This window comes from Bacillus sp. mrc49 (assembly GCF_002803435.1).
The window spans coordinates 135,298-148,990 of sequence record NZ_PHNG01000710.1 but is presented as its reverse complement, the minus strand read 5'-3'; the positions used below and the strand labels follow the sequence as shown (position 1 = coordinate 148,990).

Sequence of the window (13,693 nt, the reverse complement as noted above, 5' to 3'; positions counted from 1 at the left end):
ATCGTTGTTTGTTTTGGTAATATTGATAGTTTTTTAACATAATTCCCCTTAAGATTAATGTTCTGTTTGTTTAATAGTAAGCTGATACGTGTTTTTTGTAAATCGCTTAATGTTGAAAATTTCCATAAAATGTTGATTTGCGCCCTCCTAATGCCCAGTAGGTCATTATATTCATTTTACCTATTATAGAGTTTCTTTACACGATAACTGCTGCAGCTTCACATTTCCCTTTTAAACTGATGGTAAAGATGGAAGGGAGAGAGAGAAAGTGAAAAAGAGCATAAAGAAAGCAGGGTTAAGCATGATAGGTGCGGCCTTTATATTGCAGGCTGTTTCTATGAGTGCCTCGGCCGCACATGAAAATCATTCGAATTCACCTATTTATGAGGACAAAATTGTGAATATTGCACATCGCGGGGCATCCGGTTACGCACCTGAACATACGATTCCCGCCTATCAATTAGGAGAAAGGATGAAGGGTGATTACATAGAAATCGATCTCCAGATGACAAAGGATGGAAGATTGATAGCAATGCATGATGAAAGTGTCGATCGCACGACGGATGGCACTGGCCTTGTGAAAGATTTAACGCTGACCGAAATCAAAAAACTGGATGCCGGTACGTGGTTCAATGAAAAAAATCCACAAATGGCAAAAAAGAAATATGAAGGGTTAGTCGTTCCCACCTTGGAAGAAGTCTTTAAGAAATTCGGCAGGGAGGCCAATTACTATATAGAAACAAAGTCCCCTGAAGTATATCCAGGAATGGAAGAAGAACTGCTGAAGGTTTTGAAGGATTATAACATGGTGGATTCAAGGGGGCATACCAAAAATGTCCTGATCCAATCGTTCAGCAAGGAAAGCCTTTTGAAAGTTCATGATTTGAATCCAAAATTACCTCTAGTGCAACTTTTTTCTTATAAGACTCAAGCAGCCATTTCTGAAAAGGAATTACAGTCCATTAAACGATATGCAATGGGAGTCGGCCCAAACTTCAATATGGTGGACGGAACATATGTGAATATGGTCAGAAATCATGGCCTCCAATTTCATCCCTATACAGTCAATGATAGGGCTGATATGAAAAAAGCACTGGACTGGGGGGCGACGGGGGTATTTACGAATTATCCGGATGTGTTTAACGAGGTCTTAAGAGAGTATAAACATAATCATCATCTTAACAAGGAGAAACAATAAGCCACATTGAAGGATTTCATTGGTGAGTCACGGTTATCCTGCCTGATTTTTGGGGAAAATTAGGATGACAAGTAACAAGGCTTACCAATCTTTGTAAGCGGGTATAGCAGGATTATTAAGAATTTTTAGGAGGCTGATCATGAAGGCAGTTACTTTTCAAGGGGCAAAAGATATTCAGGTGAAGCAAGTTGAGGATCCGAAGCTTCAGCAGAAGGAAGATATCATCGTACGAGTTACTTCAACGGCAATCTGCGGATCCGATCTCCATATCTATCAGGGGGCTTTGCCGACGCATAAAGATTATGTGATAGGTCATGAGCCGATGGGCATCGTTGAAGAAGTCGGACCCGAAGTAACGAAGGTGAAAAAAGGGGACAGAGTTGTCCTGCCTTTCAATATTTCATGCGGGCATTGTTATTATTGTGAGCATGAAATGGAGAGTCAATGTGATAATTCCAATCCAAACGAAGCGGTCGATACAGGGGGATACTTTGGTTTTACAGAACGTTATGGAAACTATCCCGGCGGGCAGGCGGAATATTTAAGGGTCCCATACGGGAATTTCATGCCTTTTGTCATCCCGGAGTCTTGTGAGCTTGAAGATGAGGCACTTCTGTTCATGTCAGATGTGCTGCCGACCGCATATTGGAGTGTAGAGAATGCCGGCGTGAAAAAAGGGGATACGGTAGCGGTCCTTGGCTGTGGCCCGATTGGCTTGATGGCACAGAAATTCGCCTGGATGAAAGGCGCAAAGCGAGTCATTGCCATCGATAATCTTCCTTATAGGCTCAATAGGGCGAAGCAGATGAATAAGGTTGAGATATATAATTTCGATGAATATAACGATATGGGCGGCTATATTAAGGAAATCACTTCAGGCGGGGCGGATGTCGTGATAGATTGTGTCGGAATGGATGGAAAGAAATCGGCGATTGAGGCAATCGAGCAAAAGCTGAAGCTTCAGGGCGGGACGCTAAGTGCAATAGAGATTGCGATTAAAGCTGTTCGCAAATTCGGCACGCTCCAGCTGACTGGGGTGTACGGGTCCAAATATAATATGTTTCCATTAGGCGATTTATTTGAACGGAACATCAACATTAAAATGGGACAAGCACCGGTCATTCATTATATGCCCATGCTTTTTGACAAAATAACGGCTGGGGAGTTTGATCCTACTGAAATCATATCCCATCGAGTCCCTCTCGAAAAAGCGGGAGAAGCTTATCAAATCTTTAACGATCATGAAGACGAATGCATTAAAGTGGTGTTAAAGCCATAATGATAGATGATAAAAATCCAATGCAGCTAATGCATTGGATTTTTTTAGTTGGCGTCACACCTGGAGACATATGAGTAAGTACTAGGATGACCGGGGAGCATTATGCCACTGGAGTTGTCCCGAACTTCAATAGGATCGTAAATGAAAGAGAGATAAATAAAATGATGAGCGAAATCGCTGGAACAGGAAGCAAAGTTTATCTTTAAGAAGTTCCGGTTGCGACATACAAAGAAGTTTTAAGAATAAGTTTATCTTTTTTTAAGAATTTATTTAGAGGCAGTTTATAACTGGGGACTATCATGATAGTAGTGGCAACAAGGTTCTTTGAATGCATCCGGTGCGTTTCATCTCCCAATCAATTCAAGCGGCAGAACACAAGGAGGATGTTGTTGACAGCGGGAGCAAGATAGTCAGATTTTATAGGCTTCCATGAAAAAATCAGTAATGAATTACTGTTTAGATAGTAGGACATTCTAACATTCACCACAATTAAGAAATGAGGAGAAATGAAAATGAACAAAAAAGCAAAAGCAATAACATCATTAGCGCTTGGATTCACATTATTCTTAACAGGCTGCAACACTAACACAAAAGAAAATGATAATGAACAGAAGCAAGAACAAGCCGATAAGAAAACGGACAAGGAAGATAAGTTAACTAAAGGTCAGGAAATGGCTAACACGCTTAGTAGCACAAATTGGCAGGGTACAAAAGTGTATGACAAAGATAATAATGATTTAACAAAAGAAAATGCTAATTTCATTGGCCTTGCTAAATATGATGCGAAGTCAGGAAGATATGAATTTTTTGATGCAAAGACAGGAGAAAGTCGTGGCGATAAAGGAACATTCTTCATCACTAATGATGGGAAGAAGAGAATATTAATTTCAGAATCAATGAATTATCAAGCAGTGGTTGACATGGAAAAAATAGATAAAGATGTTTTTACTTATAAAAGAATGGGAAAAGACGCTGATGGCAAAGATGTAGAGGTGTTCGTTGAACATGTTCCATATAAAGAAAAAGAGCTGTCTTTCACTGACCCTGACAAGCAGTTGGAAACTGCTACTGGGGATATTGTTAAGGACGTTGATGGAGATAAGATTTTAGGTAGCACGCTTTGGCACGGAACAAAGGTATTAGATGAAGACGGTAATGATGTCACCAAGGCCAATGCGAATTTTATAAGCTTGGCAAAATTTAATGACAAGACCAATAAATATGAGTTTTTCAATGCTGAAACAGGAGAGAGCCGCGGCGATTATGGCTACTTCGCTATTGTACACGAAAATAAAATAAGAGCACATGTTTCAATTGGGGAAAATAAATATGGGGCCGCTCTTGAGCTTACCGAACTTAATAATAAAAAATTCACGTATAAAAGAATGGGAAAAGACAATGAAGGCAAGGACATAACTGTATTCGTTGAACATGAACCTTATAAAGGTGATCTTAAACCAAAATTCACTAAATGAAGTAAGACTAGCAGCTAGTCAAAAAGGGAATGGATTTCTCCGTTCCCTTTTTGTTTTCATTCAAGAAAAAGGAAAATGGCTAATTGGACTTTCATTCTCCTTAACCATATTCAAATTAAGCAATGTCATGGACATTGCCCTATAATTACTTTACCGATCTTTTGATCAAGGCTGTTTTCGCATGGGTGAATAGCTGCGGAAACAGCCTAATTAAAACATTGATGGAGGTTTTGAGATGGATAAATTCATGGAACGAGCAGTAGAACTAGCGGTAGGAAATGTTCGTGAGGGTGGTCAACCTTTTGGTGCAGTACTTGTGAATAATAACCAGCTTGTATCTGAAGGCGTCAATGAGCTGCATAAAACTTATGATATTAGCGGTCATGCGGAATTACTTGCCATCCGGCGCGCCCAAGAGGAACTTCACACGAATGATCTATCCGGTTATACCATGTATGCAAGTGGGGAGCCTTGTCCGATGTGTCTAACGGCAATGTACTTTGCCGGAATCAAGAAGGTTTTTTATTGTGCTTCAGTCGAGGAGGCAGAAGAAGTGGGTCTAGGGAAATCTAAAAGTATATATGAGGATTTGCAAAAGACAAAAGCAGAACGCTCACTTTCGATGATACAAATGCCATTAACTGAAGGGCAAAACAACCCAATGAAGCTTTGGAAGCAGCGATCGTAATTCAGGAAACAAATCCATAGTCACGATAAAAGTCCAATTCCTCCATTTAAGTCCTGGGAATTTGGACTTTTTTTATTTACTTAGAGCATATTCGGAACTTCATGCCGTTGGTCATCCCATAGTTTCATGAACTAGAAGATGAGGCGCTCCAGCTCATGTCCGACATACTGCCGACCGCATATCCGTGTGTAGTGAATGCTGGCGTGAAAAAGCGGATACGGCCTAGTGAGCAACCGTAGATAGGCGGCGAATTAGCAGCAAGAAAATCATTGGATGTGCTTTTGGTAGGTTGCACAAAGGGTTTCGAATGAGCTTGAATAAATGTTTTTGGTAAGGAAAAGAAGTATTATATAATGTTAGTGACAATAGGAGGGTGTTTTAGATGGTATATAATTCGGCAGCGGAACTTTGTGAGGGGATTGAACAAGTGTATCCTTCCATTCACGTTCAATTGACGATGGAAATCGTCGATAAGAGATTGGGGCCTGTAAAGGCGGAGGCAGAGATTTCCATCAAGCCCGTTAAATCGCAGGGGTATCTTGAAGTACTGGTGGAAGAATTGGAATCGGAGCATATCTTTGCAGATGAAAATGGAAGCATCTATGGCAGCTTTGGCATTGATCAAAGCATCGAGATCTATGATGAAGTGCTGGCCGTCATTCCGTTCGATGAGATAATCGGCAAGGAAAATTGGAATGAGATAGTGGATGCCTCAATCACAGTGGATAAGCTTAAGGAACAGCTCGGAAAAGCCCTGAATGATTATCAATTCAGTGATTTAAGCGGAAAATATAAATTCAGGAAAAGATGTACGATCACCGAGCTTCAATTCATAGGTTGATAGATCGATGGAGAAGGCAAATGCTTTCTCTTTTTTCCTTCTCTTGATGAATTTTCTCCTTTCAGGCTGCTTCCGACCCAGTCTTGAAGAATTTGTAAATCTTCTCCTTTGTTAGATAAAGTGACGGAAAGGGTATTAAAGAAGAGAAGTCCACGGCAATATCATCAAGTCTTGCTCAGTCGAGAAATGACAGCGGGACACTTTACAGGGAAGATAGAGGCAACGCATTTGTCTTGGTTATATAAAATACATACTGAATCAATCAATAAAAGAATTTGCATGATGAAGAGGAGTACATATGAAAATTGGGTTGGTAAGGCATTTTAAGGTGGCGCATGAATTCCCGACCGGGAAATCCGTGTCGGCGGATGACATGAAGCAGTGGTTCATCGACTATGATGCTGCGGATATCATTTATGGATCGACTTCATTAGGTCAGGCGGAGTGGGAGGAATGCTATTGCAGCGATATGCCGAGAGCGGTCAAGACAGCGGAACATATTTTTCCTGGCACGATTCATTTTATGGAAGAACTGCGGGAAATCCCTTCCCCGCCCCTAAAAGGGGAGTTGAAGCTGCCGTTCATCCTTTGGGCCATTTGGATTCGCTGCTGCTCTGTCATGAACAAGCAAACGAGAGAGGAAATAAAGAGTGCAAAGCGGAGGATCAATAAAGCATTGGACGAGATCTTTGCGAAGGGGGAAAGGGATGTCTTGATCGTGAGTCATGCCGCACTTATGGTCTTTTTAAGGAAAGAGTTGATAAGACGGGGGTTCGGAGGTCCAAAATTCAAGCTTGCCAGCAATGGAAGGCTGTATGTTTTCGAAAGGTGATGAAAGAGTATTTAAGCTTCTCAGCCCTAAAAGTAGAAAGTTATTGTCATTTTCCGAATAATTATTCATTTCCCCATGATTGTAGTTTATGATTGTACTAATGTAATTTTAGCGAATTCCATAATGGGGAAAGAGGTCGGATATTTTGATTAAGGCAGTTTTTTTTGATTTGGATGATACGTTACTATGGGATCAGAAAAGCGTGAAAGAGGCTTTTGTTGCCACATGCGAAGCGGCTAGGGAGAAATATGATTTAAATGTCGGCGAGCTTGAGGAAGCGGTGCGAAAGGAAGCGCGTGAGCTTTACTCTTCTTACGATACATATGCATTTACACAAATGATCGGAATCAACCCTTTTGAAGGACTGTGGGGAAATTTTAACGATGATCATGATGAATTTCGGAAGATGGCGGAGATTGTACCGGCTTATCGCAGTGAAGCTTGGACGAGGGGTTTGAAGTCATTAGGTATCGATGACCCTGAATTCGGCCTTGAACTGGCAGAACGTTTTCCAGCGGAAAGGCGTAAAAAACCGTTTATCTACGAAGAATCCTTCCAAGTTCTGGATGAATTGAAAGGGAAGTACAAATTACTTTTGCTGACGAATGGTTCACCAGAACTGCAGAATACCAAACTTGAAATCACACCGGAACTGGTCCCTTATTTTGATCGAATCGTCATCTCAGGAGCGTTTGGTCGCGGTAAACCGGATGCTTCCATTTTTGAGCATGCTTTGGAAATCATGGAGCTGGATAAAGATGATGTATTGATGGTCGGCGATAATTTAATGACGGATATCCTCGGGGCATCGAGAGTGGGTATAAAGTCGGTCTGGATAAATCGCGAGGATAAGGAACGGACTGAGGTGGTTCCAACCTATGAAATCAAGCATTTGAAGGAGATCTTCCCTATTCTTGAGAGCCTGGAAGATTAAGTCATTGATCTTGATTGCTTAATGATTCATGGAGTGGATGATGGAAATATTAGGACTTTAAAATGATTTACAGAATGAAACGGGTGAGATATAGTTACCCTGTGTTCGATTATAATGTTCAGACTAGGGGTGTCCAATAAACGTTGGGCTGAGAGAGAAGCGCGTAAAGCTTCTTAACCCTCAGGACCTGATCTGGTTCATACCAGCGTGGGGAAGTTAGAATCTACTAAGCAATGACGAAACATGGGGTCATTTCTGTAGTCATACTAACGTCAGCCAGGTCTTGAATCGGAGATCTGGCTTTTTCGTGCGAAAAATGAATTGGATTTTGTCCTTTTTAAATCAATAAAAAGGAGAAATGAAATCATGATGGGTAATTCAGTAAACGACTTGAACGTTTCGATTATGTCCAGTTTTGCAGGAAGTAAAAAAGTGTATGTAGAGGGATCCAGACCGGATATTAAAGTACCAATGCGTGAAATTACGCTAAGTCCGACTACCGGGACCTTCGGTGAGGAGGAAAATCCGCCTTTACGGGTGTATGACACGAGCGGTCCCTATACGGATACAGAATATCCGGTGGATATTCATAAAGGCCTTGCCCCGATCAGACGCAGCTGGGTCCTGGAGCGTGAAGATGTCGAGGCCTATGATGGACGGGAAATAAAACCCGAGGATAATGGATACAAAAAAACAGGGTCACGATCCAATGCCGATATCTTTCCAGGATTGAAACGGCATCCGTTACGGGCGAATCAGGGGAAAAATGTTACCCAGCTCCATTATGCACGCAAAGGCCTCATTACACCCGAAATGGAGTTCATCGCGATTAGGGAAAATGTCGACCCCGAGTTCGTGAGAGAAGAGGTAGCGAGCGGAAGGGCGATCATTCCGGCAAATATTAATCATCCTGAAAGCGAGCCGATGATCATCGGACGTAATTTTCACGTGAAAATAAATGCCAATATTGGAAACTCGGCCGTCAGCTCATCGATTGAAGCCGAGGTGGAGAAAATGACTTGGGCTACCAGGTGGGGAGCAGACAACATCATGGACCTTTCCACAGGGAAGAATATCCATACGACACGGGAATGGATCATCAGGAATTCGCCGGTGCCAGTTGGAACGGTCCCGATCTATCAAGCGTTGGAAAAAGTGAATGGAATTGCAGAAGATTTAAATTGGGAGGTCTTTCGGGACACATTAATCGAGCAGGCTGAGCAGGGAGTCGATTACTTCACCATACATGCTGGTGTGCTTTTGCGGTATATCCCCCTAACAGCAAAGCGGGTTACGGGGATCGTATCCAGGGGTGGGTCGATCATGGCTCAATGGTGCCTGGCCCATCACAAAGAAAGCTTTCTCTATACTCATTTTGAAGAGATTTGTAAAATCATGAAGGCATATGATATCTCATTCTCATTGGGAGACGGGCTTCGTCCCGGATCGATTGCAGATGCGAACGATGAAGCACAATTTGCAGAATTGGAAACATTGGGGGAATTGACGAAGATCGCTTGGAAGCATGATGTTCAGGTCATGGTTGAAGGTCCTGGACATGTGCCGATGCATTTGATCAAGGAAAACATGGATAAGCAGCTGGAAGTGTGTCAAGAAGCCCCTTTCTATACTTTAGGGCCTTTGACAACAGACATAGCTCCTGGCTACGATCACATTACATCGGCGATTGGTGCTGCGATGATTGGCTGGTTTGGAACGGCCATGCTCTGTTACGTAACACCTAAAGAGCATCTGGGCCTACCAAACAAGGAAGATGTTCGAGTCGGTGTCATTACTTACAAAATTGCCGCCCACGCAGCTGATCTTGCAAAGGGCCATCCGCATGCACGAAAACGTGACGATGCCCTCTCCAAGGCTAGGTTCGAATTTCGGTGGAGAGATCAATTCAACCTTTCCCTCGATCCCGAAAGAGCTGTCGAATACCATGATGAAACTCTGCCGGCTGAAGGTGCCAAAACGGCACACTTCTGCTCCATGTGCGGACCTAAATTCTGCAGTATGAGAATTTCTCAGGACATACGTGATTTAGCGAAAGAAAAGGGGCTCGGTTTTGAAACCGTAATTGGCGAAGGACTAAAAGAAAAAGCGAATGAGTTCAGGAAAACGGATGGAACCATCTATCAATGATTGGTGAGAGGCAGAATTCGCTGAATCGGGTCATCCAAATAAAAGGTGAAATGAAAGTACTGGAAGCAAAATTGGAGCAACTGAAGAAAGAGCTGAACATGCTTCGGGAAAATTGCACGCATGAATTTGAAAAAAAAGACTATATACAAAAATGCATAAAATGTCACTTAATCGAAAGTCTGCATTGGTAGAGATTTTTCATTGGGAAAGGAAAAGGGATAGGACCAGTCCTATCCCTATCTTTATTATTGTTTCATCTGATTGATTTCCTGGATGCACTCCTGGACGAGGGTCACTGCCTGACTCATGGTCGCACCTCCACCGAATGCCGCTGTAACACCAACGGCTTCAAGGATTTCCTGTTCCGAACAGCCTTGATCCAGGCACCCTTTAGTATGATAGATGATGCAGTATTCGTCTTGTGAATACAAACTGATTCCCAATGCGATAAGCTGCTTTTCCTTTTTGGTCAATTGACCTTCTTTAAAGCACTCTTCCGTAAAGGAATTGAATTTCTCGGCAAGGTCGGGCATTTTCTCCGTAAAGGCACCAATTCCAGCCTTATAATCATGAAGAGCATTTTCAGTAGAATTCTTTGCTTCAAATTCCATTTTCCATTCAGCTCCATCCTAAGTTTTATTCATCAAAAATTAGTATGAGCTAAATGGAGCCTGCTTAATCAAGAAACATCGGAGTTTATTAATGAACTTTTTGTCGCTAAATGGCAATTGATTCCTTCGGACGGGCGGCTTTGAACCATTGGCAGCAAAGGATGCAGATAAGCACAAGGTCAACGGCATCACCTGCATAGTACATTAACATTCCGCCACTCTCTGCCTGTTCCTTCATGACTCCGCTTGGTGGATGGGCATATATGTATTTAGAAAGGATATCATGTCCGGCCAATGAAAGGGCAAACACGATCATCCGGAACTTGAAGCTGAGCGGGTGTGGCGCCGGATCGATGTAAATCATTGAGGCAGTGAATAAATAGCCCGCTGCGAATACATGGAAATGCACCAATGCGTGCAGCGTGATATTGTGCTGCATCGCCCCATACAGTCCAGTCGTATAGAGGATCCATAGCCCGCCAATATTGAGAATGGAGGCAGAGATGGGATTGCTTAAAATCCGCAATGGCCAGCTTTTCAACAATCTAGATAGGCGGCGGGCCGATTGCACATCCAATGTTCTAAGAGCAAGTGTAATGGGGGCGGCGAGTACCAAGAGAATGGGTGCAAGCATTCCAAGCAATAAATGGCCGACCATGTGTGCTGTAAAGTCCATATGTGCCCGATCGGCTATGGGGCCGACTATTGCAGAGGCTGCACTCATGACGCCAAGAATCCAAAACAACGTGCGCGATAATGGCCATTTTTTATATTGGCGTCCTGAATATATAGCAGCTCCTATATATATCAAGATAACTAGTGCGAATGATCCCCACAGCATCGGTTCAAACCAAGCGCCGCCATCATGAAGATGTCCGTCACTGTGCATGATGGTTGTCCGCTTTCACATTAAGTAAGCTGCGCCGTGTCCGGATGATCAAGACAATGCCGAACAAAATCATTGCCGACGCTGCCACGTTCCAAATCAAGTCATAAGGGCGAATATCGACATTGTAACGAATCTGATGGAGATGCATGAGCTTGTGCTGGACGATGCCGTCATACAATTGAAAGAAGCCTGCCCCAAGCAATACGCCCCCGGCCCACCTTTTCAGCCATAATCCTTTTCGGCGGCGAAGATCGGCAAACATGAACAAAGACCCTACCGTTGCGAACCAACTGAGGGCATGAAACAAGCCGTCCGAGACCAACCCAATACTGGACGTGGATTTGTCATAGAAGTGATGCCAGTGTAATAGTTGATGGAAGATGGCCTCATCGATGAAGGCGATCAGCCCGATGCCAAAAAGAATGCCGGACCATAAATTGCGGGCCGAATAAGCATAGCGTATTTCGGCAATGGAATGATCCTTTTGATTCCTCGGTTTGAATTCCATATGGTTATCCTCCTTTGTTAATGAAATTTCTTTATCGTGTACCAATTTCCTTAATATGGTTCTTTTACTTTACCCTGTTTTGTAAGTAATAGACAGGGTAAAGGGACCTTTTATGCTTCAATATTTATGGAGACGTATAGAACGGCATCTTCATGGTTTGATCCTGGTAGGACCGGACCGAATCATTTGCGTGTGGATATATTTTGGAGTAGCATAGTTTCCATCTTCAAGACAAACCATTTTAAAGGAGAAAAGCCATTTAATCATAAGGGAGTGGGATGCATGAAAGCTGTAGTGGTAAAAAAACCGGGTGGCCCAGAGCAGTTGCAGTTTCAAGATCTTTCAATGCCTAAGGTCGAAAACGGAGAAATTTTAATAAAGGTGAAAGCATCTGCAATCAATAGGACCGATATCGTTTCACGGGAAGGTAAATCGGGATACATGGGCAACCCAATATTAGGGATTGAGGTATCTGGAGAAGTAGTGGAAAAAGGTGCAGGGGCAAACATAGAGTTAGGGACGAGGGTAATGGGGCTTGTGAATGGCGGCGGTTATGCAGAATATGCTGTGATGCCGGCAGACAGGGCAATGAAAATACCGGATAACCTATCATTTGAAGAGGCGGCAGCTATTCCCGAAGTATTCTTGACCGCTTACCAAACTTTATTTTGGTTAGGCGGGTTAACCGATGAAGATACCGTATTGATTCACGCAGGCGGAAGCGGTGTCGGCACGGCAGCCATTCAACTGGCTAAGAAATTGACAAAAGCAACAATCATCACCACTGCAGGGTCAAAGGGAAAATTGGATTTCTGCCGCTCACTGGGAGCAGACATATGCATTAACTATAAAGAACAAGCTTTCGATGAAGAAGTGCTGAGGGCAACCAATAATCTGGGAGCGGATGTTATTCTCGATTTCATCGGTGCTTCTTATTGGGAGAAAAACCTTAAGAGCATCAATACCGATGGACGCTGGGTATTGATCGGAATCCTTGGCGGAACTGTTGTGGAAAAAGTGAACCTTATGGAACTTCTGTTAAAAAGGGTGCAAATAAAAGGCACTTTATTGACTCCTAGGGACGATGCGTATAAAAAAGAGTTGACCGAGGAGTTCGTTTCGAGAGTGATGCCATTGTTCCTAGAAAATGAAATGAGGCCAATCGTGGATCGCGTTTTTCCTTTTGTTGAAATTCAAAAGGCCCATGAACATATGGAGGCGAATAAGAACGTAGGTAAAATCATTTTGAAGGTAAATGAATGATTCCTGCAAGGATGGCGGAGACCTTCACTCATGGGAATCTGATATAATCACTGATATATGAAGGAAGTTTCCTTGAATGAAATGATGGCGAAGCTAATAATATTTAAAAAGCATAAACGCTTGAGCATTGCTGACTTAAGGGAGGAACCGGCATGGGTGATCTGAATGCATTATTCAGGAAACGAATAGGCATCAAGGGAGAGAAGAAACTGGCGTTTGAAGGATTGGATGATATTCTTGAAAAGACAGGAAAAACGATTCCTTTCGAAAACTTATCTATCATCACTTCCAATCTTCATGACATCACCAGAGAGAATATCATTAATAAAGTCCTTGTAAGAAACGAAGGGGGAGTTTGCTATGAATTGAATGCAGCCCTTTATTTCTTCTTGATCGAAAATGGCTTCGAAGTATCCTTGGTCCGGGGCGTCATCTACAATCAAGGATGGATGACAATCGGAAGGACTCATGTCGCCATACTCTTGAAGCATGACGGCGAAACGTATTTAGTTGATACGGGATTTGGAGGAAATCTGCCGCTAAAACCAGTTCCATTGACTGGGGAAACCGTCATTTCCCAAAACGGCGAATTTAGGGTAAAAAAGGAAAATACCGAACATGGAAATCATATTCTTGAGCTGAAGCTGAAATATAAAGATCCTGATTGGAAAATAGGGTATGCTTTCGATTCCTCCAATCCGGTAGAAAATGTAGCCGAACTCAATGAGGTTCAAACGATCATCAAGGAAAATCCCCAATCGCCTTTTAACAAGCATCCTTTGATTACCTGTCTGACAAACAGCGGGAACATCACTTTAACGGATACATCCTTTACACAATGGGCTGATGGAAAAGTGACGAGAGAAGACATAGATGGCAAACGATTCAAAGAGCTGCTGAAACAACACTTTGATAGATAGCAGCAATGGAGTCACGATCCACGCTGACTAAGACTGTCGAGGATACTTGCCGGTCCTTTTAGTGGATGAATATTCAATCGTAAAACTAAGGTGAGAATTAAATTAGA

General features: G+C 42.7%; 13 protein-coding genes, 1 pseudogene and 1 riboswitch. Of the genes and pseudogenes, 11 read left to right on the top strand and 3 right to left on the bottom strand.

The genetic code is table 11. From position 1 onward, the window contains the following. Positions 1-268 precede the first annotated feature (268 nt). The 9 genes and pseudogenes from CVN76_RS19900 (at position 269) to thiC (ending at position 9,395) form a co-directional block, all read left to right on the top strand. Positions 269-1,198 carry a glycerophosphodiester phosphodiesterase gene (locus CVN76_RS19900; protein ID WP_332850654.1) on the top strand — a complete coding sequence of 310 codons (930 nt, stop codon included), beginning with the start codon at positions 269-271 and terminating at the stop codon, positions 1,196-1,198. Positions 1,199-1,337: 139 nt separating this feature from the next. Further along, positions 1,338-2,477 carry a zinc-dependent alcohol dehydrogenase gene (locus CVN76_RS19895; RefSeq protein ID WP_100532755.1) on the top strand — a complete coding sequence of 380 codons (1,140 nt, stop codon included), beginning with the start codon at positions 1,338-1,340 and terminating at the stop codon, positions 2,475-2,477. Between the two features lie 512 nt (positions 2,478-2,989). Continuing rightward, the gene (locus tag CVN76_RS19890; protein ID WP_100532754.1) at positions 2,990-3,952 is read left to right on the top strand and encodes a DUF4822 domain-containing protein; all 963 of its coding nucleotides are present in this window, start codon (positions 2,990-2,992) and stop codon (positions 3,950-3,952) included. A gap of 235 nt (positions 3,953-4,187) precedes the next feature. After that, positions 4,188-4,640, top strand: a complete 453-nt coding sequence (locus CVN76_RS19885) for a nucleoside deaminase (RefSeq protein ID WP_100532753.1) — start codon at positions 4,188-4,190, stop codon at positions 4,638-4,640. Positions 4,641-4,735: 95 nt separating this feature from the next. Continuing rightward, positions 4,736-4,852, top strand: a pseudogene (locus CVN76_RS31870) (glutathione-dependent formaldehyde dehydrogenase); the annotation flags it as partial. Positions 4,853-5,022: 170 nt separating this feature from the next. After that, complete coding sequence (locus CVN76_RS19875) at positions 5,023-5,481, top strand: hypothetical protein (protein WP_061143863.1); 459 nt, start codon at positions 5,023-5,025, stop codon at positions 5,479-5,481. A gap of 298 nt (positions 5,482-5,779) precedes the next feature. Then, entirely contained in the window at positions 5,780-6,313 is a 534-nt protein-coding gene (locus CVN76_RS19870) for a histidine phosphatase family protein (RefSeq protein ID WP_100532752.1), read from the top strand. A 145-nt stretch (positions 6,314-6,458) separates the two neighbouring features. Then, positions 6,459-7,247, top strand: a complete 789-nt coding sequence (locus CVN76_RS19865) for an HAD family hydrolase (protein ID WP_100532751.1) — start codon at positions 6,459-6,461, stop codon at positions 7,245-7,247. A 115-nt stretch (positions 7,248-7,362) separates the two neighbouring features. Continuing rightward, positions 7,363-7,478: riboswitch (TPP riboswitch) on the top strand. A 135-nt stretch (positions 7,479-7,613) separates the two neighbouring features. Beyond that, positions 7,614-9,395, top strand: a complete 1,782-nt coding sequence (gene thiC / locus CVN76_RS19860) for a phosphomethylpyrimidine synthase ThiC (RefSeq protein WP_100532750.1) — start codon at positions 7,614-7,616, stop codon at positions 9,393-9,395. A 245-nt stretch (positions 9,396-9,640) separates the two neighbouring features. Here the strand turns inward: thiC and CVN76_RS19850 are convergent, their stop codons facing one another. The 3 genes from CVN76_RS19850 to CVN76_RS19840 form a co-directional block, all read right to left on the bottom strand. Next, on the bottom strand, positions 9,641-10,006 hold the full coding sequence (locus CVN76_RS19850; protein ID WP_061143858.1) for a carboxymuconolactone decarboxylase family protein: 366 nt from the start codon (positions 10,004-10,006) through the stop codon (positions 9,641-9,643). Between the two features lie 106 nt (positions 10,007-10,112). Beyond that, positions 10,113-10,895 (bottom strand): cytochrome c oxidase assembly protein, encoded by a 783-nt coding sequence (locus CVN76_RS19845; RefSeq protein WP_100532749.1) that lies wholly within the window; start codon positions 10,893-10,895, stop codon positions 10,113-10,115. Then, positions 10,885-11,403, bottom strand: a complete 519-nt coding sequence (locus CVN76_RS19840) for a DUF2243 domain-containing protein (protein WP_100532748.1) — start codon at positions 11,401-11,403, stop codon at positions 10,885-10,887. The genes CVN76_RS19845 and CVN76_RS19840 overlap by 11 nt, the downstream gene beginning before the upstream one ends. Positions 11,404-11,685: 282 nt before the next feature. Between CVN76_RS19840 and CVN76_RS19835 the strand changes: the two genes are divergently transcribed. Both CVN76_RS19835 and CVN76_RS19830 read left to right on the top strand, forming a co-directional pair. Continuing rightward, complete coding sequence (locus CVN76_RS19835) at positions 11,686-12,666, top strand: NAD(P)H-quinone oxidoreductase (protein ID WP_100532747.1); 981 nt, start codon at positions 11,686-11,688, stop codon at positions 12,664-12,666. 152 nt (positions 12,667-12,818) lie between these two features. Next, positions 12,819-13,586 carry an arylamine N-acetyltransferase family protein gene (locus CVN76_RS19830; protein ID WP_100532746.1) on the top strand — a complete coding sequence of 256 codons (768 nt, stop codon included), beginning with the start codon at positions 12,819-12,821 and terminating at the stop codon, positions 13,584-13,586. The last annotated feature ends 107 nt before the right edge of the window (positions 13,587-13,693 follow it).